At 42.3% G+C, this 25,162-nt stretch carries 21 protein-coding genes; 8 read left to right on the top strand and 13 right to left on the bottom strand.

What is annotated here, in order from left to right; all coding sequences use genetic code 11:
* Positions 1 to 8 precede the first annotated feature (8 nt).
* The 4 genes from atpB to ligA all read right to left on the bottom strand — a co-directional run bounded on the left by atpB (position 9) and on the right by ligA (position 4,111).
* A complete protein-coding gene (gene atpB / locus K6969_RS04385) occupies positions 9 to 725 on the bottom strand; it encodes a F0F1 ATP synthase subunit A (RefSeq protein WP_105130701.1) in 717 nt (238 codons plus the stop codon).
* A 36-nt stretch (positions 726 to 761) separates the two neighbouring features.
* Positions 762 to 962, bottom strand: a complete 201-nt coding sequence (locus K6969_RS04380) for a F0F1 ATP synthase subunit C (protein ID WP_002936021.1) — start codon at positions 960 to 962, stop codon at positions 762 to 764.
* A 136-nt stretch (positions 963 to 1,098) separates the two neighbouring features.
* Positions 1,099 to 2,142 (bottom strand): diacylglycerol kinase family lipid kinase, encoded by a 1,044-nt coding sequence (locus tag K6969_RS04375; RefSeq protein WP_002939803.1) that lies wholly within the window; start codon positions 2,140 to 2,142, stop codon positions 1,099 to 1,101.
* A 10-nt stretch (positions 2,143 to 2,152) separates the two neighbouring features.
* Positions 2,153 to 4,111, bottom strand: a complete 1,959-nt coding sequence (ligA, locus tag K6969_RS04370) for an NAD-dependent DNA ligase LigA (RefSeq protein WP_171942583.1) — start codon at positions 4,109 to 4,111, stop codon at positions 2,153 to 2,155.
* A 122-nt stretch (positions 4,112 to 4,233) separates the two neighbouring features.
* Here ligA and K6969_RS04365 point away from each other — a divergent pair, with 122 nt between their 5' ends.
* From K6969_RS04365 to K6969_RS04340, 6 genes are all read left to right on the top strand, one after another.
* On the top strand, positions 4,234 to 4,380 hold the full coding sequence (locus K6969_RS04365; RefSeq protein WP_162840664.1) for an SPJ_0845 family protein: 147 nt from the start codon (positions 4,234 to 4,236) through the stop codon (positions 4,378 to 4,380).
* 1 nt (position 4,381) lies between these two features.
* Positions 4,382 to 5,287 (top strand): permease, encoded by a 906-nt coding sequence (locus K6969_RS04360; RefSeq protein WP_171942582.1) that lies wholly within the window; start codon positions 4,382 to 4,384, stop codon positions 5,285 to 5,287.
* Positions 5,284 to 6,099 (top strand): TIGR03943 family putative permease subunit, encoded by an 816-nt coding sequence (locus K6969_RS04355; RefSeq protein WP_171942581.1) that lies wholly within the window; start codon positions 5,284 to 5,286, stop codon positions 6,097 to 6,099. The genes K6969_RS04360 and K6969_RS04355 overlap by 4 nt, the downstream gene beginning before the upstream one ends.
* 78 nt (positions 6,100 to 6,177) lie before the next feature.
* Positions 6,178 to 7,665, top strand: coding sequence for a glucose-6-phosphate dehydrogenase (gene zwf / locus K6969_RS04350; RefSeq protein ID WP_029173061.1), 1,488 nt, complete (start codon positions 6,178 to 6,180; stop codon positions 7,663 to 7,665).
* Between the two features lie 200 nt (positions 7,666 to 7,865).
* Positions 7,866 to 8,540 (top strand): DNA alkylation repair protein, encoded by a 675-nt coding sequence (locus K6969_RS04345; RefSeq protein WP_171942580.1) that lies wholly within the window; start codon positions 7,866 to 7,868, stop codon positions 8,538 to 8,540.
* 1 nt (position 8,541) lies between these two features.
* Positions 8,542 to 8,889 carry a GNAT family N-acetyltransferase gene (locus tag K6969_RS04340; protein WP_228381544.1) on the top strand — a complete coding sequence of 116 codons (348 nt, stop codon included), beginning with the start codon at positions 8,542 to 8,544 and terminating at the stop codon, positions 8,887 to 8,889.
* A gap of 328 nt (positions 8,890 to 9,217) precedes the next feature.
* On the opposite strand, the gene ftsY is transcribed toward K6969_RS04340, so the two are convergent.
* From ftsY to rnc, 5 genes are read right to left on the bottom strand one after another with little or no spacing between them, the layout of a single operon-like run.
* On the bottom strand, positions 9,218 to 10,492 hold the full coding sequence (gene ftsY, locus K6969_RS04330) for a signal recognition particle-docking protein FtsY (RefSeq protein ID WP_029174670.1): 1,275 nt from the start codon (positions 10,490 to 10,492) through the stop codon (positions 9,218 to 9,220).
* Complete coding sequence (locus K6969_RS04325) at positions 10,479 to 11,306, bottom strand: Cof-type HAD-IIB family hydrolase (protein ID WP_029174669.1); 828 nt, start codon at positions 11,304 to 11,306, stop codon at positions 10,479 to 10,481. Before K6969_RS04325 ends, ftsY begins: the two co-directional genes overlap by 14 nt.
* Positions 11,296 to 12,105 (bottom strand): Cof-type HAD-IIB family hydrolase, encoded by an 810-nt coding sequence (locus tag K6969_RS04320; protein WP_050571204.1) that lies wholly within the window; start codon positions 12,103 to 12,105, stop codon positions 11,296 to 11,298. The genes K6969_RS04325 and K6969_RS04320 overlap by 11 nt, the downstream gene beginning before the upstream one ends.
* Entirely contained in the window at positions 12,102 to 15,635 is a 3,534-nt protein-coding gene (gene smc, locus K6969_RS04315; protein ID WP_171942579.1) for a chromosome segregation protein SMC, read from the bottom strand. The genes K6969_RS04320 and smc overlap by 4 nt, the downstream gene beginning before the upstream one ends.
* A gap of 2 nt (positions 15,636 to 15,637) precedes the next feature.
* Positions 15,638 to 16,324, bottom strand: coding sequence for a ribonuclease III (rnc, locus tag K6969_RS04310; protein WP_321537474.1), 687 nt, complete (start codon positions 16,322 to 16,324; stop codon positions 15,638 to 15,640).
* Positions 16,325 to 16,513: 189 nt separating this feature from the next.
* On the opposite strand from rnc, the gene K6969_RS04305 reads away from it, so the two are divergent.
* Complete coding sequence (locus tag K6969_RS04305) at positions 16,514 to 17,521, top strand: acyltransferase family protein (protein WP_029173457.1); 1,008 nt, start codon at positions 16,514 to 16,516, stop codon at positions 17,519 to 17,521.
* A 226-nt stretch (positions 17,522 to 17,747) separates the two neighbouring features.
* Here K6969_RS04305 and K6969_RS04300 read toward each other — a convergent pair whose 3' ends face one another.
* The 3 genes from K6969_RS04300 to K6969_RS04290 are packed head-to-tail and all read right to left on the bottom strand — an operon-like array spanning position 17,748 to position 21,371.
* Entirely contained in the window at positions 17,748 to 18,788 is a 1,041-nt protein-coding gene (locus K6969_RS04300) for an ArsR/SmtB family transcription factor (protein ID WP_029173458.1), read from the bottom strand.
* Positions 18,789 to 18,798: 10 nt separating this feature from the next.
* Positions 18,799 to 20,067: an MFS transporter gene (locus K6969_RS04295; RefSeq protein WP_029173459.1), complete on the bottom strand. Its 1,269-nt coding sequence runs from the start codon at positions 20,065 to 20,067 to the stop codon at positions 18,799 to 18,801.
* A gap of 35 nt (positions 20,068 to 20,102) precedes the next feature.
* Complete coding sequence (locus K6969_RS04290; protein WP_029173460.1) at positions 20,103 to 21,371, bottom strand: MFS transporter; 1,269 nt, start codon at positions 21,369 to 21,371, stop codon at positions 20,103 to 20,105.
* A gap of 273 nt (positions 21,372 to 21,644) precedes the next feature.
* On the opposite strand from K6969_RS04290, the gene K6969_RS04285 reads away from it, so the two are divergent.
* On the top strand, positions 21,645 to 23,132 hold the full coding sequence (locus K6969_RS04285) for a DUF1846 domain-containing protein (RefSeq protein WP_029173461.1): 1,488 nt from the start codon (positions 21,645 to 21,647) through the stop codon (positions 23,130 to 23,132).
* A gap of 529 nt (positions 23,133 to 23,661) precedes the next feature.
* Here K6969_RS04285 and K6969_RS04280 read toward each other — a convergent pair.
* Positions 23,662 to 25,086 carry an NADP-dependent glyceraldehyde-3-phosphate dehydrogenase gene (locus K6969_RS04280; RefSeq protein WP_029173462.1) on the bottom strand — a complete coding sequence of 475 codons (1,425 nt, stop codon included), beginning with the start codon at positions 25,084 to 25,086 and terminating at the stop codon, positions 23,662 to 23,664.
* Positions 25,087 to 25,162 lie beyond the last annotated feature (76 nt).

The following is a 25,162-nucleotide window of genomic DNA, read 5'->3' as shown; positions in this document are numbered from 1 at the left end:
TCCCTTTCCTATTCACTCTCACTACTGATTTTTTTATTTAAGTACATAGATACCAACATGATAAATACATATCCCTGCAAGCATGAAATGAATACAGAAAATGCTGTCCAAACAACGTTCAGAGCAAAGGCAATTGGATATGCAAGTGCACTTTGTTGAGATAATTGTAGAAGAAGAGAGACAAGCACTTCACCAGCATAAATGTTACCGTACAGACGAAGAGCAAGCGACACAAGGTTGGTCACTTCTTCCAAAATGTTCATTGGAGCCATAGCCCAGGGTGTCACAAAAGATTTGAGGTATGCCTTGAAACCGCGACGACGAATACCCTCAACATGACAAAATACTGTTGCAATTGTTGCCAAACCGAAATCGTAAGCCATATTGGCCGTTGGAGAAGTCCACAAATTATGTCCTTCTGCTGTTTCCAATTTGGTCATCAAACCTAGATTATTGGCAACCAAAAGAAAAGTAAAGACTGTAAAGAAGAACAAGGAATACCGCTTTGCTTCCGCATCGCCAAGATTCCCTTTTGTAAAATTGATGGTCAATTCGTAAACGTACTCCAAAACATTCTGTTTTCCTTTAGGCTTGAGCTCCATCTGACGACTAGCCCAAAAAACAAGTAAGAAAATAATGGAAATGGTAATGACAGAAACCAATACCATGGTCAGGTCAAAGGTTACGGGACCAAGGGTAAGGGTTGGACTTAAATGTTCTTCCAATGGAGGTTCCCCCCTTTTCTATTTCTCTATTTTCTACTATTTCAAGACAAATGTCATAGCCAAGGTTACGAAGAAAGTTCCCTCGATAAAGGCAACACCCAAAAATACACCAGCCATCAATTTACTTTGCATTTCTGGTTGACGTGCAGTCGAACTAAGGTATGAAGCCACCAACAGTCCCTCACCGATACTTACACCAAGACAGGCCAATCCAAGGGCCAATGCGCCTAAACTCATAACGAATTCTCCTTTTAAAATTTAATACCATGTAAGGATACTCCTAAAACATCTATTTGTCAAGAAAATACCGCCATTGTAAGCGTTTAATTCGTTTTTGTAAAATAAAAAGAAAAGAGTATTTCATCTTTTCTTCCTATTTAATAGCTTCATCAATATGGTCTGTTTCTTCAATGAATCGTTTGGCCATATCTTCTCGATTCATCTGATCAGTATCAAGAGTGATTGCATGGTCAGAAACCAGATCTGTATCTGCGAAAAACTCTATATGGTTTGATAGGTTGTACAGACGTACAGGGGCTTCCCCACCAAACTCTCCATCTAGATTGAGCAGTAGACGGTTATCTGGATTCAGATTTTCAATGGATAGGCTCTTTGTTTTTATGTATTCAACTAAATCACTCTCAATGTGTTTGCCACCATCTAAGACTTGACGAATCAGATGTAGAATTTCAAATAAATTCCCTGTTTTAACCATCAATAAGGTAAAATTACCATCATCTAACTTAGCATCGGGAACAATCTGTTCAAAACCACCAATTGAATTGGTTAAGGCAACAAAAATCATTGAAACCGAGCCTTCAAACACGCCCTCGTCATGCTCTACACGAACAGGTGTAAATTGTACTTGTGGCAGGAGTTCTGCTCCTTTTACCACATAGGCCAAATAGCCAAACATGGTCTTAAGTTGACTGGGAACACTGTAGGTCAACTCCGTAAGTGTACCTGCCGCAGCAATGTTGATAAAATAATGTTCTTGATGAAAACCATTTTTTTGATTTTTGGCTAAACCAATATCCATTAAAATGGTCTGCTGCTTACCGATAACCTTAGCTGCTTCTACAGGATTTCCCCTGGGCACTTTTAAAGCACGCGCATAGTCATTGGTGGTGCCAGTCGGTATGATGGCCATCTGCGGACGTTTTTCAAGCGGAGCAATTCCATTGACGACTTCATTGATCGTTCCATCTCCACCAGCCGCGATAATCAAGTCAAAGCCTGCAAGCGCCGCACGTGTAGCTTCATTCTTTGCAGAGTCTTTCTCAGCAGTTGTTTGGAAAGCTGAAGTTTCATAACCGTAGCCTTCCAAAATTTCCAATACTTCGGCCACATTTTTCTTCATGATTTCTTGACCTGAGGTCGGATTATATATTAGTCTAGCACGTTTTCTTTCTTCCATCGTTTTACCTTTACAAGCTCTCTAACCAAGCCTCATCTTTAATTTCGATACCTAGCTCCTGTGCTTTAGTCAATTTACTGCCTGCATCTGTTCCGGCAACCACAAGATTAGTTTTTTTAGAAACAGATCCCGCTACATTTGCCCCTAAAGCTTCTAATTTGGCTTTGGCTTCGTTTCGTTTCATTCGCTCCAATTTACCAGTCAGTACAACTGTCATACCCGATAGCGCAGCATTTTCATCTACTACTTGTCCGAGATAGGTTAAGTTTACCTTAGCTTCCTTAAGTTCGGCTAAAAGTTGTTGCGCACCCTCACTAGCAAAAAAAGTTGTCAAAGACTTAGCAATAACCTGACCAAGCCCTTCTAGCGAAGCAATTGCTTCTTGATCAGTAAATGCTAGAGTTTCTAAATCACCAAATTTTTCTACTAAAATCTTACTTGCCTTACTACCTACATGGCGAATACCTAGTCCAAATAGGAGGCGTTCTGCTGAGTTGCTCTTAGAAGTTTGAATGGCTTGATAGAGCTTGTCAGCTGATTTTTCTTTGAAACCTTCCAAGGTCAATAGGTCATCAACAGTCAATTTATAAATATCAGCAACATCGTGTACCAAGCCTGCTCCAAAGAGTTTTTCAACGATTGAAGCCCCTAGCCCTGCGATGTTCATGGCATCCCGACTTGCAAAATGTTCCAACTTACTCATCAGCTGGCTAGGACAAATAGGGTTGATACAGCGGAGGGCAACTTCGTCCTCATAGTGTTTTAGGTCGCTCTGACAAGACGGACAATGACTAGGAATGAGCATGATTTCTTGCTCTTTTCGATACTTGTCCACCACTTTCAGAACTGCTGGAATAATATCTCCCGCCTTATAAACAATGACCGTATCGCCAATACGAATATCTTTTTCGGCGATATAATCTACGTTATGCAAGGTCGCTCGACTGACAGTCGTTCCTGCCAGTTGAACAGGACTAAGATTGGCAGTTGGTGTCACAACACCTGTTCGGCCAACAGTCCAATCAACCGACAAGATTTCTGCTTCTTTTTCCTCAGCTGGAAACTTGTAAGCTACTGCCCATCGTGGCGCTTTTACTGTAAATCCTAGTTCTTCTTGTATAGCTAAATCATTTACCTTGATGACAACACCATCTATCTCATAGGGCAAATCATCTCTACGCTCTGCTATTTTTTCAATAAAATCCCACGTGTCATCAATCGACTCCGCCAAGCAATATTCGTGGTTGGTCACAAATCCCAGAGCATCTAACTTGCGAAGCACTTCGGACTGGCTAGTCACTTCAGAGGGGCTGGCCTCTTGGTAGAGGAAGGTAGCGAGACCACGCTGGGCCACCACTCCCGTATCAAGCTGGCGGAGAGTCCCTGCTGCTGCATTACGCGGATTAGCAAATTCAGCTTCACCAGCCTCCTGACGCTGTTTGTTAACACGGTCAAAAGAAGCCTTTGGCATATAACACTCACCTCGGACAGTGATGTCCACAGCTTCGGGTAAGGTCAAAGGAATATCAGCCACTCGTTTGAGATTTTCTGTGATATTTTCACCGACACTACCGTCACCACGTGTAGCACCCACGACTAAATTACCCGCTTCATAGGTCAGGGAAATAGATAGACCATCAATCTTCAATTCACAGATATATGTTGCTTGAGGAAATTCCTTGCGAACTCGCTGGTCAAAAGCTTCTAACTCTTCACGAGAAAAGGCATCCTGCAAACTAAAAAGAGGATAAACATGATTATATTTTTCAAATCCGTCTAGCACCTTTCCCCCGACCCGATGGGTAGGACTATCTGGTAAAATCAGTTCTGGATAAGCCGTTTCTAGCTCTACTAATTCACGATAAAGCGTATCATATTCTGCATCTGATACGCTAGGTTGGTCCAATTGATAATACTCTTTAGCGTATTGATTGAGCACGCTAACTAATTCTGATATTCTTGTTTTCATAAGAATATTATATCATGATTTGAGGGTGCTAACTATATTTGCGCTTCAATAAAAACAGATTCCTTTAGAAAATTTTTAGCAAAAAATGTATAATGTTTATATAAAATTTTTGGAGGTGCCCTATGGCTGTAACCTATAAACGACAAGATGATTTAGAAAAGATGCTGGAAGAATTTGCTTCATTTGAAAAATTGGAAGAAATTGAGTATCCAGATTCAAAATCAAAAGAAAATTCCGAGAAAAACAACTTGAATCAGGATAAAAAATAATATGTTTGGTCTTGATCAATTACCTACCTCCGTCCTACAGGCGGGGGCTATTTCCCTGTCTATCATGATTGAAGCCTTGCCCTTTGTCTTGATTGGAGCTATTATTTCAGGTTTTATCGATGTGTTTATAACACCAGATAAGGTTCGTAAACTCTTACCCCAAAACAAGTTTCTTGCCATTCTATTTGGAACCTTTATCGGCTTCATTTTTCCGTCTTGCGAATGTGGTATTGTCCCTATTGTCAATCGGCTATTAGAGAAAAAAGTGCCAAGTTACACTGCTGTTCCCTTTTTAGTAACGGCGCCTGTCATTAATCCTATCGTCCTTTTTGCAACCTTTACCGCTTTTGGCAATTCCCTACTTTTCGCCTTCTATAGAGCCCTAGGAGCCATCATTGTATCCCTAGTATTGGGAATCATTCTTGGTTTTTTCGTAAAAGGACAAATTCTTAAAGGAAGCAAGTTTGACCATCACCAGCATGATTATTCAGATAAAACCAGTTGGCAAAAAGTTGGCTTCGCACTTATTCATGCCATTGATGAATTTTTTGATACGGGACGTTACCTAGTCTTGGGTTGTCTATTTGCCAGTCTCGTACAAGTCTATATTCCAACCGCTGTCCTGACTACCATCGGTCACAGTCCATTAACAGCTATTATACTGATGATGTTGCTGGCCTTTCTACTTTCCCTATGTTCTGAAGCCGATGCCTTTATTGGTGCATCACTACTATCCAGCTTCGGATTCGCCCCAGTAATGGCTTTCTTAGTTATCGGACCCATGGTGGATGTTAAAAACTTGCTCATGATGAAACATTATTTCAAGGGAAAATTTATAGCCGGTTTTATCATTACTATCACTCTCGTTATTTTGGGATATAGTCTGATACTTGGAGGTGTAGTATGATTCGTTTTTTAATTCTTGCTGGCTATTTTGAGATGACCATGTATCTCTATATTTCTGGAAAATTAGACCAATACATTAATCTGCACTATAGCTATCTAGCCTATCTATCCATGGTTTTATCTTTCATACTTGCCATCGTACAATTGTATGTCTGGGTAAAAGAAATTCGAGTACATAGCCATTTAAAAAGCAAAATTGCCAAACTATCAAGCATTGGACTATTGCTCATTCCTCTTGCTATAGCCTGGCTCTTTCCTACGGTAAGCCTGGATTCAACAACTGTCGCTGCCAAGGGCTATCATTTCCCACTAGCAGCAGAAAACGATGCTAATACACAAAACCAAGAAGGGACGACTGTTCAGTATCTCAAGCCTGATACTTCTATTTATTTTACAAAATCTGCCTATCAAAACCAGATGCGTGAAATTGCTGATAGATACTTGGCTGAAGAAATCATTGTCGTTACTAATGAAAACTATATGGAAGTGATGGAAGCAATCTACGACTATCCTACGGAATTTTCAGGAAAAACGATTGAAATGATTGGATTTGTCTACAATGACCCTGACAATAGCCAGCAATTTTTCCTTTTCCGCTTTGGTATTATTCACTGCATTGCTGATTCTGGGGTATATGGCTTACTCTCTACGGGGGCTACCACAGAATTTCCTAACAATACTTGGGTAAAAGCCAGAGGAACAATCAAGGTTTCCTACCACACATCGTTGAAACAAAATCTCCCAACACTTGAATTACAATCGATGGTTCAGATTGAACAGCCAGATTCCCCGTATGTCTACCGTGTTTTCTAATAATCCCAACTCAAAAAGTGAATTTTCTGACAATTTGTGGTATACTATTAATGATATTCAACAGATAGGAATGAAATTATGTCATCACATGTATTGTTTACAATTTTTGGTGCTAGTGGCGACCTTGCCAAACGCAAACTTTACCCATCTTTATTTCGCCTCTATAAGGCCGGACACATCCGAGAAAATTTTGCAGTTATCGGTACAGCTCGTAGACCCTGGACCAAGGAATTTTTTGAGCAAACCGTCATTGAATCACTGGGTGATCTACCTGACACACCACGTCAAGCTCATGAATTTGCTAGTCATTTCTACTACCAAAGCCATGATGTCAATGACACGGAACATTATATAGCTCTTCGTAAATTGCAGGATGACTTATGTGAAAAATACGATACCCAGCACAACAAGGTCTTCTTCCTCTCTATGGCGCCTGAATTTTTCGGAACCATTGCCAAACACCTCAAATCTGAGCAGATTGTTGACGGACAAGGTTTTGAACGCTTGATTATTGAAAAACCTTTCGGAACTAGCCTTGCTACAGCTACCAAACTCAATGATGAATTGGCAGCAGCCTTCAATGAAGACCAAATCTACCGTATCGACCATTACTTAGGTAAAGAAATGGTGCAAAATATCTTCGCTGTTCGCTTTGCCAATATCATTTTTGAGCATATTTGGAACCGCGATTACATCGATAACGTCCAAATTACATTTGCTGAAGCGATTGGTGTTGAGGATCGTGGGAGCTACTACGATCATTCTGGCGCCTTGAAGGACATGGTGCAAAACCATGCCCTTCAAGTCCTTTCCCTTCTAGCAATGGATAAGCCAGCCAGCTTCAAGGAGGAAGATGTCCGCGCTGAGAAAATCAAGGTCTTCCAACACTTGCGTCAGCCTTCTGACGAAGACCTCAAGCGCAACTTCATCCGTGGTCAATATGCAGCAGGTTCCATCGACGGAAAAGACTACGTTAGCTACTTGGATGAACCAAATATTGCCGAAGCTTCTCAGACAGAAACCTTTGCAGGAGGTGTCTTCTTCGTTGATACTGACCGATTCCGTGATGTACCTTTCTTCTTCCGTACAGGTAAACGTCTGACAGAAAAGGGCACGCGCGTGACCATCACCTTCAAGCATGCGGAAGATATTTTTGGTCAGCCTTCTGAGGCCAATGTATTGACCATCTTCATCCAACCAACTGAAGGCTTTATGCTCTCTATCAACGGTAAGGAAGTTGGTTCCCACTTCGCTCTTACACCTGCCAAACTCAACTTCCGCCACAATGCAACTGCTCTTGGAAATTCACCCGAAGCCTACGAAAAACTATTTTTCGATGTCCTAAATGGTGATTCTACTAACTTTAGCCATTGGGAAGAAGTGAAAGCAAGCTGGAGCTTGATTGACCGCATTGTTGATTTGTGGGCAAGCAACCAAGTCCCACTCCACACCTATCCAGCTGGAACCATGGGACCTGAGGCAGCATTTGATTTGCTAGAAAGCTACGGTTGCAAGTGGGTATGGACGCCAGATGTCTGGTACCGTGAACGTGGTTTATTGAAATAGTCATTTAGTTTATCTTTGATTACTTCGTTAACTCGCTTTGCCGTACTCCACGAAAGTGACTTGCTTCGCATGTCTTATTTCCAACCTAGAACAGCCTAGAGGCTGTTCTAGCAACCTGCACCTCGTTACCTTGTACTAAAAGCAAACTAAACGACTACATATAAAAACTGGAGCAATCCAGTTTTTTTTCGGAGATATTTATGACTGAAATGAACACCATTCTCACCCAACTTGAAGCAGCCAGCCATGCTGGCACCCTCAAGCGTTATGAAAAAATTGGCGAAACCAAGCCCTACTACGGCGTTCCAATGGGAGCTATTTCTGGTATCGCCAAGGCCTATAAAAATCGACTGGACTTGTTTGCTCCACTCTGGCAAACAGGTGTCCTAGAGGCACAATATTTAGCCATTCAAATTGCCAAAAATAAGCCCGACCAACTGACCCTAGAGGATTTAGAAAACTGCCTCGATGAACAGGTTTCTGTCAATGTCTTAGACAAACTAGCTTCTATCATTCTCAGCAAACGAAAAGACAGTAGGGATTGGGAAGAAACCTTGCTTGCCCAAAAACCAGCCATTTTTCAACGCATTGGCTGGTTCCTCCGCGCCAAGTACTTTGCTGGAAGAACTGCCTCAAATCAAGAAATTGAAGAAACTCTAGACCATATTCGCCAGCATTTGCAAACCGCAGACCCGCTTATCCAATGGACCATGAACCAATGCTTGGTGGAGATTGCGGTTGCCTATCCCAACTATCTGGAACAAGGCCTTGCAATCGGTCAGGAATTGGCTGTCTATGCGGACATGAAAGTTCCAAAAGGCTGTACTTCTGCCTACGCACCCGACTGGATTGAGGCATTATTGAGGAGGAAATGAGATGCAACATAAAGGAACTCAGATTTTAGAAACAGAACGACTGATTTTACGCCCTTTTCAAGCAAGCGATGTTGAGCCCGTTTTCCAAAACTGGACTTCAGATGAAAAGGTTACCACCTATCTGACCTGGCCAACTCATCAGACACTCCAAGATACTGAAGACTATGTCCAGTTCTGTCTTCAATCCTATTCACAGGAAAAAACATACAGGTGGGTAATTGAGCTCAAAGAAAGTAAGCAACCTATTGGAGATATTTCCGTTGTCAGCTTAGATGAGAGAGTACAAGCTGCTGAATTAGGTTGGGTGTTTAGCAGACAATGGTGGGGCCAAGGCTATCTAGTCATTTAGTTTTTCTTTTATTACTTCGTTAACTCGCTTTGCCGTACTCTAGTACTGTCTGCAGCTCGTTGCCTAGTACTAAAAGTAAACTAAAAGACTATACTGCCCGAAGTCACTCGCTTTCTACTAGAAGAGGGCGGCTGTTTACGGATTACGGCTGTTCACGATAGTGAAAATCGTCCTTCTGGTCGTGTCATGGAAAAAGTCGGTATGACCTATGAAGGAACTCTCCGCCAAGCCGATCGAAATAATCGTGGTATTGTGGATATTGCCATTTACTCACTGTTGCATACAGATAGAAAAAGTCGCTAGTTCTTGTTGAACTAACGACTTTTTTCTACACCAATCCTTCCAAAAGCCCACGCATGAACTCTTCAGACTTGAATTCTCCGATATCATCGATTTTCTCACCGAAACCAATCAGCTTAACTGGAATATCCAGTTCCTGACGGATGGCAAGGACAACACCACCTTTTGCAGTACCGTCTAGCTTGGTCAAAACAAGACCTGTCAATGGAGTAATTTTTGCAAATTCTTTGGCTTGACTAAGGGCGTTTTGTCCTGTCGAGGCATCTAGTGCTAAGAGGGTTTCATGCGGTGCATCAGGAAGTGTTCGTTTAATGATACGACCGATTTTTTCCAGCTCTGCCATAAGGTTATCTTTATTTTGCAAGCGGCCTGCTGTGTCAATCATGAGAATATCCACGCCTTCTGCCACGGCACGTTTTACCCCATCAAAAACCACACTAGCTGGGTCTGACTTTTCAGGTCCTGTGACTACTGGCACATCGACACGGCGACCCCACTCGACCAGCTGGGCTACCGCACCCGCACGGAAGGTGTCCGCTGCGACCAACATGACCTTCTTGCCAGCCTGCTTGTACTTGTAGGCTAACTTACCGATAGACGTCGTCTTCCCAACTCCGTTAACACCGACAAAGAGCATGACAGTCAAATCATCTTGGAAATTGATTTGCTCGCTGAATTGACCATCTTTTTCGTAAATATCCACCAATTTTTCGATGATAACCCGACGGAGTTCATCTGTCTTCTTGGCATTTTGTAGTTTGGCTTCATAGCGGAGCTCCTCTGTCAGCGTAGAAGCAACCTGTACACCTACGTCTGACAAAATCAGCATTTCTTCCAACTCTTCGAAAAATTCTTCGTCTACAGAACGGAAATTGGCAAAGAATTCATTGAGCCTTGCCCCAAATCCTGTACGCGTCTTTTTCAAGGTACGCTGGTACTTGTCCTGCTCACTTTCTTGCTCTACTGGAGCAACTTCCTCAACAGGCTCTTCCTTGACCTTGGTTTGAATAGCAGGGTCAAAGCCTTGTTCCTGCGCTTCCTTCACTCGAGCCGCAGCAGCTTCTTTGGCTGCATAATATTGAGCCATCATGTCTAAGGTCCGTTGTTTCTGAGCTTCTTGCTCGGCTGTCAATTCAGGCTCTGCTACTTCAGACTGGAACTCTTCCATTTCTTGAGTCGTTGACTCAACTTCAGTAGTTACTGTATCTTCGCTAGAAGCCGACTGCTCCCTTTCCACTTCTTCAACAAGAGCGACTTGCTCCTCTTGTTTTTCTTGTCCAAATAATCGATCAAATAATCCCATAATAGTCCTCATTCAATACATAGTGCTCGATGGCCCAGGCAATGCCATCTTCATCATTGGTTTTTGGTAAGACTACTTTGGCCGCAGACTTGATTTCATCAGTCGCATTAGCCATGGCAACACCCAGACCAGCCCATTCAATCATCGAAAGATCGTTTCCTTCATCGCCACAGGCCATAACTTCTGACCGATCAATCCCCAGATGTCCAATCAACTTAGCCAGACCATTTGCCTTATGAACACCTTTTGGACTCCACTCGAGCAGAATATCACGCGATTTGAAAATCTCGAAGCGCTCGTGAAGTTCCGCAGGAATTTTTGGAATTTGTCCATCCAAAAAGTCTGCTGCCACAGCTGAAACTGCCTTATTGTAGACAAAATCTTCTGGCATTTCCTCATCGCTTGCCACAATTTTATTAAGCAATGGATTACAAGTTAGATAAAGTGATTCATGGGCTGATGGTAGAGAATAGACATCGCCACCATACAGGACATCCAGAGGCAGGTCCAAGTCATTTGTCACACGACGGATGGTGCGCACATCTTCAATGGTAAAGCCAACCTTATCCAAAACACGACCTGTATTTTCCTGTACTAGACCACCGTTAAATGTAATCGAATATTGATTCTCCCCTAGCAGATCTAGTTCTTCTAGAAAAGTACCGATAGCTTGTAAAGGACGCCCTGTTGTCAGAACTACATAAACTCCACGCTCACGCGCTGCCTGCAAGGCCTTTTTATTAGCTTCTGAAATCCGTTTGTCCGATGTCAGAAGTGTTCCATCTAAATCCAATGCAATCAACTTAATTGCCATTTACTTCCTCCTCTAAATAGGCTAATACTGCTCCATCATTGCAATGACCAATAATAGAATCTGCCTTGGCCTTCACGTCCTCTCTTGCATTTTCTGTCGCAAGAGCCAGACCTGCAAAGTCAAACATATCTAAATCGTTTTGATTATCACCAAATGCCACTACAGCCTGACCGGTAATTCCAAAATGAGCACAGAGATGACTCAATCCAACTGATTTGTTTGAACCATTTGGAATTATATCAATATTGTCAAAACCAGTTGTCATGGCCGTTACACCTTCAAATGTATCATTTAACCATCGTCTGGCATCGTCCATTTCCTCAGGAGAAAATTTGGCATTGATTTTTATAATCTCTTCTCGAACTTCTTCAAATGTGTCTACCAATCGAAAATGTGCATAATAATTCGTCATCGTCTCTAAAAACTGAGGCTCAGCATTTTTTAATAAATAAAAGTTTTCGAGTCCAGACAGCACCATGGAACGACTGCTACCAAAGGGACCTGCATCAATACCCGCGATAATCGGCAGATAGATTTCAGGACTAATTGGATCATCCATAAAGATAGTCTGCCCCTGATATTCAACGATTGAACCATTTTCTGCCACAAAACCGATTTCATCTACAAAATCTTCAAAAACAAGTTTCAGGCTTTGCATAGATCGCCCACTTGCTGCCACAAATAAATAACCTTTTTCCTTAAACTGATTCAGTATACGACGAAACCGTTCCTTATCAAAACTATGGTCTTCTCGTAAAAAGGTACCATCCATATCACTGGCGTAAATTTTGTTAATCATAATTTCTCCACATCTTTCAGCTTAACGGAAACAATCTTGGACACGCCAGATTCCTGCATGGTCACCCCATACATGGCATCCGCTGCCGCCATGGTCCCTTTACGGTGGGTCACGACGATAAACTGACTCTCCTTATCAAAACGGTTGAGGTAGTCGCCAAAACGTTTGACATTGGCCTCATCCAAGGCTGCCTCCACCTCATCGAGAATAACAAAAGGAATGGTCTTAACACGGATAATGGAAAATAGCAGAGCGAGGGCCGAAAGGGCTTTTTCGCCACCTGACATAAGATTGAGAGATTGAATTTTCTTACCCGGAGGTTGAACTGAAATCTCCACACCCGCAGTCAACAGGTCACCTTCTGTCAAAATCAAATCCGCTGAACCACCGCCAAACATTTGTTTGAATGTCTGCTTAAAGCTTTCACGAATAGCTTCAAAAGTAACCTTGAAGCGCTCTTTGACCTCATCATCCATCTCGTGGATAGTATCTAGTAGTAAATCACGCGCCGACAAAATATCTGTCCGTTGCTCATTGAGGAAGGTAAGGCGATTATTAACCTCGTCATACTGCTCAATAGCATCCAAATTGACTGGCCCCAAAGCACGAATAGCTCTTTCTAGGTCTTTGAGGTTTTGTTCAGCAACTGCAAGATACTCAACTTCCTTGGCCTGAGACTGGGCAGCTTCAAAACTCAATTTAAAATGCTCTGTCAAATTACCAAGTAGAGCCCGTAATTTATCGCCCGCTTGCTCACAATCCGCCTCTAGCTTAGCCTGCTTACGAATCAAATCATCATTCTTAGTCCGAGCTTGTTGCAATCTTTCTTCCAAGTCTTCAAACTGCCCATCAATATCTTCCAATTCAAACTTTAAGCGAATTAGAATCTGATTTGTCTGGTTTTGCTTATCAGATGCGGCCTGCAATTGTTCTTCAAGAATCTCAATACTAGTATCTTCAAGAGCTTCAAGCTTCTGGTCAATCATATCCTCTAAAAGAGAAATTTCCTTATCTGCAACCACTTTTTCTTCTTGCAAACGTCTCAAATCTGTCTGTTCAAAACGAAGTTGGCTAGTCAGTTCAGCCTGTTCCAAAGTTAGTTGACCCTTCTGAGTCTGTAGTTTCTGCAAGCTTTCTTGAATACTGTCGCGATTATCACGAACTTGATTGATTTGTTGATCCAAGGCTAGTTTTTTCTCATTCAAGGCTTGGACATTTACTTCTTCCTTAGCAGCAGCCTCTTCTAGCTCAGTCAAAATGGTCGGACTAACCTGACTCATTTGCAGGTCATACTGGGCTGATAGCTGAGCCAGTCTATTTTCTGCCTGTTCCTGATGAATCCTTGCGCTCTGCTGGTTCAATCTAGCTTCTCCCCCCTCCGCCTTAATCGTTTCCAAGGCTTCTCTGGTCTGGTCTAAGCTAGTTTTCTTAGCCGCAACCAAGCTTTCTTGCTCCTGTAACTGGCTGGACAGCTCTGCTATTTCTCCTAAAAGAGCATCCAGTTCTGGTTTGATAAAGGTCGTGCTGTTATTTCGATTGCTACCACCAGCAAAGGCTCCACCAGGACGGATTTCCGCTCCATCCATGGTCACCATACGCACTTGAAACTTGGTTGCCCGCGCTGCCTGATTGGCATGGTCAATGGTATCAAAAATCGCGATAGTACCTAGCAAATTTTGGAAAATCGCATCTAAATTTGGCTGATAAGTCACCAAATCACTTGCAAGCCCCAAGAATCCTTCTGAAGATTCTAGTAAAGAGACTTGCTGTCCAGAAAGCTGACGTGGCTTGATAGTTGTTAGAGGTAAGAAGGTTGCCCGTCCTTGCCGTTTTTCTTTCAAAAACGCGATAGCTCGTTTAGCAGTCGCTTCGTCTTCAACGATGACGTTTTGACTAGCACCTCCAAGAGCAATTTCCAAAGCCGTTTGGTAACGAGTATCAAAGGTCAATTGTTCACTGACTGCTCCAATAATTCCTCCTAAGCTTGGTGCCGCCTGTAAGACAGCCTTAACCCCCGCGTAGAAATTGGAATGATTTTTTAAAATAGCTTCTAAACTAGACTGGCGAGCCTGCTTGCCTTTCAACTGATCCAGCAAATCAAACAAGCGACCTTGCTCAGCCTGATAAGCAGTCTGGACTTGATCCAATTCTGTTTTTTTGGTCTGATAGCTCTCAAGCAACTGGCGTAAAACGTGATCAGCTTCTTCTAAACTTTTCCGACTCTTATCAAGTACTTCTTGAGCTGTTTGTTTTTCCGTCTGCAAGCGTGCCAAGTCTTCAGATTTACTCTCAGAAAGACTGATTTGATTGGCAATATCCTGCTGAATCTTGGTCAGACTGTTTGAAGCTTCTGCCTCTTCCTGCATCAGAGCAACATACTGTTCACGCAGATGATCTAAAACCTGATCAGGATCTTCTGAAAAGTAGGAAATTTCTTTGTCTACCTCAGCAATATCGTCTTTCAAGCTAGACAAGGAACTATCTAATTGCGCAAGCGTTTCTTTCTTTTGCTCAATCTGTTCTGCCAACTGCTCTCGTCTAGTCAACAAGTTTTCCAAACGCGCCTGCGCTTCTTGACGACTTGATTCGTTTTGACTAGATTCCAGTTTATGGACCTCAATTTTTCGCTCCAAATCACTGATTAACTTGGTCAAATCCAACAGAACTGCCTGTTCACGCTCCAATTGTTCTGAAAGGCGGTGGCGCTTCTCTTTCAAGTTCTGATTTTCTTGCTCCAGCTCAGAACGCTGTTTGTAGTAGCTAGTCAATTCCGTTTTGACAGACTCTAGTTCGGCTTCTTTTTCCGATAACTTTTCCTTACCAAGCGACAACTGAGCCACCAAAACATCTAAGTATAATTCCTTACGTTGACCATCCAATTCTAGAAATTTCTTAGCAGTTTGTGCCTGTTTCTCCAATGGTTTGACCTGATTATCCAATTCATAGATAATATCATCCAAGCGGTCCAAGTTGCCCTGGGCCTGTGCCAACTTACTTTCTGTTTCTTTTTTACGCGTCTTGTATTTTAAAACTCCTGCCGCCTCTTCAAAAATAGCACGGCGTTCCTCAGGCTTGGAATTGAAAATTGCTTCAACCCGCCCTTGTGAAATGATAGAGAAAGAATCACGTCCCAAGCCTGTATCCATGAAAAGATCATGGATATCCCGCAATCGAACCTTCTGACCATCTATCAAATACTCGCTATCTCCAGATCGATAAATATGGCGTTCTACCTTGATTTCTTTATTCTTATTAGCAATAAAACCTGTGCTATTATCCAAGGTTACGACAACGGAAGCATAATTAAGAGGCTTACGGCTTTCAGTTCCCGAAAAGATGACGTCTGGCATCTTGCCTCCACGTAGACTTTTAGCAGACGACTCTCCCAAGGCCCAACGTAGACTTTCTGTAATATTGGACTTACCAGAACCATTCGGCCCTACAACAGCAGTCACTCCACGATCAAAGACTACCTTAGTCTTATCCGCAAAGGACTTAAAGCCCTGCATTTCAATTGATTTTAGATACATACCTATCCTCTAGCCTCCACAGCATTTTTGGCGGCGGCTTGTTCAGCTAATTTCTTAGAGCGACCACGACCACGACCAATCACACGCTGATCAGCAGATACCTCCACTTCAAAGGTCTTATCATGGGCAGGTCCAGACTCAGCTATTACTTGATACGAAATAGCAATCTCACCATTGACCTGCAAAATTTCCTGCAAAGCAGTCTTATAGTCGGTCACGCGCTCAAAATTCCCTTTTTCTAAACGAGGAATCATGACCTTATGGATAAATTCCTCTACGGTCTTTTCCCCTTTGTCCAATAGCAGAGCTCCTAAGAACGCCTCGAAAGCATCTCCTAAAATAGTATCGCGATTTCGCCCTCCAGACTTCTCTTCCCCCTTACCAAGACGAAGAAACCGATCAAAACCACAAGCACGTGAAAAACCAGCCAAAGACTCCTCACGTACAAAGGTCGAACGCAACTTGGACATCTCACCTTCCGGTCTATCAGGATATTTTTTATAGAGGTACTTGGAAATCATCAATTGGAGAACAGCGTCTCCTAAAAATTCCAAGCGTTCATTATGTGAAATTTTTAGAAGGCGATGCTCATTGGCATAAGAAGTATGGGTAAAAGCCGTTTCTAATAAATTCAAATCCGGAAAATCAATCCCAAAATCAGCCAATAATTTTGCACGTAAATCTTTCATCTATATGCTCCTTTCTAACTTAAACGAAATAGATGGTTTACATTTACTCCGTCCTAACATTATACCATATTTTCCACTGGACTTCTCTTGTCAACTAAGTTTCAGCCAGCACCTCTCCACATCTTTTTGCAAACATTTACATATTCATCAGATTTCGATAAAATAGAAGAAAAAAAGAAAAACGTTAGCATGCAAAATAAGACAAAACCACTCAATACATCACTACTCTCCCTCATCCAGTTCATCGGAGCCATTCTCGTTATCGCCCTCCATTGCCGCAGGTTATTTGAAGCAGACCAGCTCCACTTCATCCAAAAATCAATCTTTAGCCGCATGGTCGTCCCCTACTTCATGGTCACCGCCAGCTTCTTCCTCCGACATAACTACTCTAGTCTCTCCAAACAATACCTCATCCGCTACAGCAAACAATACTTGACCTGGTCCGCCCTCTACCTGCCCTTCTACCTCATCTACCTAACACTCCAAGAAATCCCCTTCCCCTACTATCCCCTCGCACTCCTAGTCGGACTGACCTACACCGGCACCAGCTACCAACTCTGGTACATGCCCGCCTTCTTGCTAGGACTTGTCCTCGTCCATTTTTCCTTGGAGAAATGGGGCTGGCGCATCACAGCTTGTCTAGCCTGCCTTCTCTATCTCCTAGGCTCAGTCGAAACCTACTCCTCCTACCTAGCAGAATCGATTTTCCTGACCGCATTTGACAGCTACAAAACCTTCTTTTTCACCAGCCGCAACGGCCTCTTCTACGCACCGATTTTTGTCCTGACAGGCTTTTATCTAGCCGACAAACTCAATCAACCCATTTTCCAACACCGACAAAAAACCAAACTACTTGTCTGCATAGCCCTTTTAGCTTTTGAAGCCACTATCATCTATCTCAATCAGGGCTACGACAAGAACTTTCTGTTTAGCCTGATTCCATTCACAGCCTATCTAGTCGCCTGGACCCTAACCACAGACCTCTTCCGCAAGAAAAAATTCCAATTTCTAAAAGAATACGCCAGCTATTATTATTTTATCCATGTTATCCCAGTCGAAATCAGCTTTTTCTTCCTAGAAACTAGTTCCCTGACCAAAATACAGCAAGGTTGGTTAGTCTTCCTTATCACCATCATCACTTGCCAACTGCTCAGCTGGTTAATCATTAATACTCAAAGAAAATCAAAAACAGACTAGCTCCAACAGTCTGGGAATAGACTGTTGGAGGTCGGAAATTAGACGAACTTGGTTCGTGACCGTAAGATGCAGATAGAACACTGTTCCTTATTATATTTCAAGGGAACAGGCTGAAAAGATCCACTGGACCTTTTCACTCATCAAATCAAGTCAACAACGTCTGATTTTGATTTTCGAAGAGTATAAGCACAAAAGAACCTTGTAAGACTTAACTTACAAGGCTTTTTTACAAATCAAAATCCTCTTTCAACTTATCAATCACCTGTTGGAGCAGGTCGCGATTGACACTGTATTTAGCGTCCTTGACTTTTGTGTTAAAGAGGAGCAGGTCGCCATTAATCAGCTTTTGGGTGTGGAAGGATACGGCAGCCCCTGTAATATTCAGTCGCTCTGCGATATCCTTGCTCTTGGCATGGGGCTTGGTCAGCTCCACCAAGACCTGATAACGCGTACTATCGCTGATAACCTTGAGAACTGTTGTCAAATCATCCAGATCCAGCTCGTCATTTGACAGCATAATCTGGTCAATTCTACAGGAAGCAAGCAAGGCAACCTTCATAGTGTCAAACTGCTCATTGCCATAATAAGCAAACCAATAATTCCACGGACTGAGAACGAAGAATTGAGCATTTTCAACACTCAAAGCATCCAAGCTAGTCATTGATAACCGCTTGGACTCTTGATAGAGTTTTTCAATGTCAAATTCATGAGCAAATTTTTCACGCTCCGCCCTTGCCAGCTCAAAATAGGGCTGATAGATTGGGAGCAGCTTATCCAAGAGATGGACAGACCGCTGAACTGTTTCCAAAGGATTGCGAATAGCCAGTGACCAGTACCACTTATCTGCCGGCTTTTTATCTGTCTTTTCCAAGAGTTCCATGAGGCTGAGGTCCTTTTCACGATGTCCGTCATTTTCAGACGCCAACATGGTTCGCATGGCATCTTCTACTTCTTCTTGAGACAGCTTTAAAATCAATTGACAAGCTTCCTCGACTGTCTTAGGATCCTGTCCTTGATCCAAGAGGTAGAAATACAAGGTGTGCAGGATTGTAAAGATATGTCCCCAGACAAAGACCTCATTAACCTCCTGACGATAATCCGCCAACTTTTCTTCCATCTCATCACGAATGTCCAAGGCATCTTTGAGAATGTCTTTTTCTTTCTGTGAAAAATCCGCCTCAATCGGTTCCTCACGTTCCGTAACAATTAAAGGAATAAAGAATTTTTCGACAATTTCGCTTCTATAATCTCGGTAATCTAATTTCATAGTTTTCTTTCTAAGTATTCACGAATGACTTTGCAGGCTTGATCCCTGTAAGAATAGTATAGCCCAAGAGTCCCACAGAAAGCAAGAGGAAGATGAGAGAAATACTTGTCGCAGAAAGCACCGTCACCATAAGGGCGACCAAGGCTTGACCTGCAAGCATCCCAATATTAAATATAGTCCCCATTCCTGCATTTATAGTCGCCAATTTATCTTCGGGTAGTTCATTCATAACCAGAGCACTCATTTTTGGATTGAAAATGCCAGTCGTCATGGTAGTGACTAAGATAGTCGCCATCACAATATCAATATTATGAAGGTAGAAGCCAACAAACAGGATGACCGAAAAAACTGTACAACACTTGAGCAGATTGGACAAGCTGATATGTTTGAAGAAAGCCATACCTAGACTAGAGCCAAGGATGTAACCAACAGAAAATAGATTGAATACCAAGGCAAGAGTTATGCCAGAATTGACAATCACGAAGTCTGAAAATTCCTTCATAGACAAGATAACCATGGGAGATACGGCACTAACAACCGTATTGATACCCGAAATAGTCAGAATAGAAGCCTTTAGTACAGGGATGTTTTGAATGACTTGATAAGATTCTTTAAGGCTCTGACCAATTCCCTTGATAAGTCCTGCTTCTGTTTCGGTTTGTTCAGCCTCTTGGATAGGATTTTCTTTCAACAACTTGGCAAAAGCTGGACGGAGGGTTACCATGATGGCAAGACTGACCAAGAAGGTCCCAGCATTGAAAAAGGCAAGATTCTGGTAAGACATGAAGCCGATGAGAATGGCACCGCTGGATCGAAAGACAATCATCAAGATGCCACCCACGGTGTTCTTAAAGGCCATGGCTGTTTCACGGTCTTCTGCCTCCAAGACCCGCAGGCTAAGTGGCATATAAAGACCATTTTCGTATTGCCCAGCCAAGTCAGACAAGAAATTGACCACACAGACGACTGCTACAATCCAGAGAGCTGGTGTAAATCCCATCAGTAAGCCAACGAGGACATAAAGAACAAAACGAAGCACCAGAGTAGCCAAAATCGTGTCCAATTTCTTTTTGGTCCGATCAGCCCAAATTCCCATAAAAAGTCCCGACAAGATCGGCAGAGTTTCAGAAACCGTAATCATGGCCAAGGCAAACTTGGTATCTGGTAAAAACAAGACATAGTTCATCAAAGTCAGATAGTAAAGCGTATCGCCAAAGTTGGAAATCACATCTGCTAGGTAACTGAACAAGAATATTTTATTACAGATAATTTTTTTCACAAGTAATTTTCCTTCTAGTAGTCAAATTTTTCTATCTATGCACTAGCTACAATCTTTTCAGTATTTTTTCCTGTAAAAATGCTATAACCCAAGAGTCCCACAGAAAGCAAGAGGAAGATGAGAGAAATACTTGTCGCAGAAAGCACCGTCACCATAAGGGCGACCAAGGCTTGACCTGCTACCATACCAATCTGGCAGAAAGCATCAATCCCTCCACCGACTGTCGCTAATTTATCCTCCGGTAATTCATTCATAACAAGAGCACTCATTTTCGGATTGAAGACACCCAAAGTCATAGCTGTCACAAAAATAACCATCAATACCACATAAATATTGTGAAGAAAGAAACCTGAGAAAAGTAAAACAGGCATAAGAGTAGAAAACTTGAGGAGGTTGACCAAGCTAACATTTTTGAAAAGAGCCATACCGATACTTGACCCCAAGATACTACCAACTGAGAAGAGAATGGAAATCAGAGCCACCGTTGTCCCCGCATTGACAATCACAAAGTCTGAAAACTCCTTCATATTAAGAATTGCTAATGGTGAGAGGGCAGTAAAAATCGCATTCAAGCTTGCAATGGTAATGATTGACGCTTTAAGAACAGGAATATTCTGCACAGCTTGGTAGGAATCTTTGATACTCTGACCAATTCCCTTGATAAGTCCTGCTTCTGTTTCGGTTTGTTCAACTTCTTGGATAGGACTCTCTTTCAACAACTTGGCAAAAGCTGGACGCAAACCTGCCATAATCGCAAGGCTGACCAAGAAGGTCCCAGCGTTGAAGAAGGCTAGGTTTTGATAGGACATAAATCCGATCAGGATGGCACCACTGGCTTGGAAGGCAATTTGCAAGAGATTTTTAACAGTCATTTTAAAAGCCATAGCTGTTTCACGGTCTTCAGCTGCCACAACCCGCAAGCTGACTGGCATATAGAGACCGTTTTCGTATTGACCAGCAAGGTCAGACAGGAAGTTGATGACGCAGACCACTGCCACAACCCACAGGGCTGGGGTAAATCCCATCAAGAAACCAACAAGGGCATATAAACCAACACGGATCACAAGGGTAGCTAGAATGGTATCCAGTTTATTTTTAGTCTTGTCCGCCCAGATTCCTATGAAGAGGCCTGCCAAAATCGGCAAGGTTTCAGAAGCGGTAATCATGGCTAAGGCAAACTTGGTATCTGGCAAGAGTAAAACATAGTTCATCAAAGCCAGATAGTAAAGCGTATCTCCAAAGTTAGAAATCAAGTCTGCTACAAAGCTGGACAGGAATAATTTATTGTTGACTAATTTTTTCATAATAAACTCCTTTTAATTTAATTAAACATTTATTTAATATTATTTTACACTTTATTTTAATAAAGTCAATACTTAATTTTATAAAAATTAAATATTTTTTAAACATTCGTTTAATTTTTCTTCTATCTGACTTTTTCTTGACAAGATTAGCACAGTTTGTTATAGTATTGTTCGGGCACCTCTTTTGAGAGGTCGGAGAAAAGGCTCCCTAGTTTTAGGGAGCTATTTTTTGTTTTCCCAGAGAATAATACATATTTGGAGGACATATTTATAATGAAAAAAATCGCATTTGATTCAACTAAATACTTGAATTTGCAACGTGATCACATTTTAGAGCGTATTGCTCAGTTTGAAGGCAAACTCTACATGGAGTTTGGCGGAAAAATGCTGGAAGATTTCCACGCAGCCCGTGTTTTACCTGGCTATGAACCAGATAACAAAATCAAACTCCTCCAAGAGTTAAAAGACCAAGTAGAAATCGTCATCGCCATCAATGCAAGCAACATCGAACATTCTAAGGCACGTGGTGACTTGGGTATTTCTTATGACCAAGAAGTCTTCCGCTTGATTGATACATTTAATGATATTGATATTTACGTTGGTTCTGTCGTCATTACCCAATACCGCAACCAACCAGCTGCAGACGCCTTCCGCAAACAGTTGGAAAAACATGGTATTAAGTCCTATCTCCACTACCCAATCAAGGGCTATCCTTCTGATATTGACCACATCATCTCACCAGAAGGTATGGGCAAAAATGACTACATTGAAACTAGTCGCAATCTCGTCGTTGTCACCGCACCTGGACCTGGTTCAGGTAAATTGGCGACTTGTATCTCCCAACTTTACCACGACCAACTACATGGCGTAACATCAGGCTATGCTAAGTTTGAAACCTTCCCAGTGTGGAACTTACCACTCCACCATCCCGTTAACTTGGCCTATGAAGCAGCAACTGCTGACCTGGACGACCTCAACATGATCGACCCCTTCCACCTGCAAACTTACGGCAAAACAGCGGTCAACTACAACCGTGACATCGAGGTCTTCCCTGTCCTCAACCGTACCTTTGAACGTATTTTGAACAAATCACCATACGCCTCACCGACAGACATGGGGGTTAACATGGTGGGCTATTCTATCGTGAACGAAGAGGCTGCGATCGAAGCATCCAAGCAAGAAATCATCCGCCGCTACTACCAGACCTTGGTTGATTTCAAGGCAGAGCGGGTGAGCGAGCAAGCAGTTAAAAAGATTGAACTCCTCATGAATGAAGTCGGCGTGACACCAGCAGATCGTAAGGTTGTTATCGCTGCGCGCGAAAAAGCAGAGCTGACAACTAGCCCTGCCCTTGCTATTCAGTTACCAACTGGAGAGATTGTAACAGGTAAGACATCCGACCTCCTTAAACCAACTGCAACTGTCCTTCTCAACGCCATCAAGCAAATTACTAAAATCGATGATGAAACTCTTCTTATTGAACCAAACTACATCCGTCCAATCCAAGAATTGAAAGCAGATTATCTGGATAAAAGTAATACACGTTTGGATGCAAGCGAAATCCTTAATGCCCTTGCCATCACTGCACAAGATAGCCCTCTTGCTGCACGTGCCATGAAAGAATTAGGCCAATTAAATGGTAGCGAAGCTCACTCAACCGTTATCCTTTCTGATGAAGACAAGAGCGTCCTTCGTAAATTAGGTATCAATCTTACCTTTGACCCTATCTACCAACACAATAAGTTTTATCAAGCTAAATAACCAAATCCTGTTCTAATCTCATTTTGAGGTTAGAACTTTTTTTCGTGAATGAATGATTGCCAGTACGTAAGTAAAAGAGGCTGGGACAAAAGTCCTGGCCTCCTTAGTTTTTTTCAATAGTTAAACTTGACGCAGTGGTTGAGTGAGCTCTAATTAGGGAGTAGGAAAGAACTCGATCAGTTTAAAAAGAGTTCGTCAACAATTTTTCGTTTTAAGTTGTTGAGCTGAAACAGTCTATCCACAGACTGTTTCACTCCCACCCACACACAGCTCAAACTGTCTGGGAGACAGTTTGAGGTTGGAGATGAAGCGAACTCTGTTCGCATCAGTCGTATAGGTCAGATTTGGAGTGTGAAACACGAACAAATCTGCCAATCAACCACTGCGCTGAGATGTTGACACGAACTCTAAGAAGCGAGGCTGGACTTTCTGCCCGGCCTCTTTACAGCCCTACTCAACTGTGCGGGGGTGGGCTAACGACTCATCGAACTCTGCGGGTTACCGATTTTTGTCCCACTCCCTTATTATTTTATTGAACGTCAAATACCACTGACTTCACTTTCGTCATCGCTTCGATACTATAACGGATACCTTGAACACCTGCTCCTGAACCCTTGACACCCAAGAACGGGAAGTTATCTGGACCACGTTGGGTCTTGGCATTGATATGAACCGTACCAACTTCTAATTTAGAAGCAAAATCAAAAGCAAATGGATAGTTGCTTGTAAAGATAGAAGATTGAAGACCATACTCAGATTGGTTACACAATTCCAACATTTCATCCAATGATGAAACACGAATAATTGGAAGAACTGGTCCAAATGGTTCTTCCCAAGCAATTTCCATATCTGGTGTAACATGGTCAAGAAGGGTTGGCCAAATCAAGTTTTTCTCACGTTTATATGGTGTCAATTCCGTTGCACCTTTAGCCTGTGCATCTCTAACTAGGCCTTCAATAAATTCTGCTGATTGTTCGTCAATAACTGGCGTAATATCCTTGTTCTCAAATGGATTACCGACAGTCAATTTCTCAACTTCTGCTTTCAACTTCGCAGCCAATTCATCAGCTACAGAATCCATAACAAGAACACGCTTAATAGCCGTACAACGTTGACCTGAATAGCTGTAGGCACCACTTACAATTTCTTTTGCAGTGTGGTCCAAATCCGCATCTTCCATAACAACCGCAGCATCCTTACCACCCAATTCAAGCATGATTGGACGAATGCCTGCTAATTTACCGACTTTTTGACCAATTGGCGTTGAACCCGTAAAGTTAATGAAGTTTACTTCTGGATGTTCAATGATGTAGTCACCAATTTCTGAACCGCGACCAGTAATGGTATTAAAGACACCCGCTGGGATACCAGCATCTGCAAAAGCTTCCGCCAACAATAGACCAGAAATTGAACCCTGCGTTGGTGGTTTAAACATTACCACGTTACCACCAATTAAAGCAGGAGCAATTTTTGATGCCGATAAGTTAACAGGGTAGTTATACGGTGCAATCGCCAATACGATACCTACCGGTTCACGACGAACCAAAGAAACCTTTGACTTAGCAGTTGGCTCGTAGGTTCCACCCTCTAATGATGAACCATAAACACGCAAGCCTTCTTCAGCAGCAAAACGAATGAGGTGGGCAGAACGATCCACTTCACCGATGGAAGCCTTGATCCCTTTCGAAACTTCTTTAGCTAAAATTTCACCGATTGCATCTTTACGTTCTTCCAAAATATTTGCTGCCTTATGCAAATATTGAGCACGTTCAAATGCTGAAAGGGCACGCCAAGCGGGCAATGCCTTTCTAGCAGCATCCATCGCCTTATCAACTTCTTCTTTTGACATAGCAGGTACTGTACCTAGTTTTTCTTGATTAATCGGTGAGTGAATCGCGATTGATTTTTCTGATCCAACCCAAGAACCGTTAATATAATTATTATACGCCTTCATTTCTTCCTCCTTTGAGTATAATGTGATTATTGTAACATAACAAATCTTATTTTGCAATAATTTTTAGAAAATTTCA

It is taken from the genome of Streptococcus suis, assembly GCF_019856455.1.
Taxonomy (GTDB): Bacteria; Bacillota; Bacilli; order Lactobacillales; family Streptococcaceae; genus Streptococcus; species Streptococcus suis_AE.
Note: the sequence above shows the minus strand (reverse complement) of the source record. Positions and strands in the feature narration are given on the sequence as shown.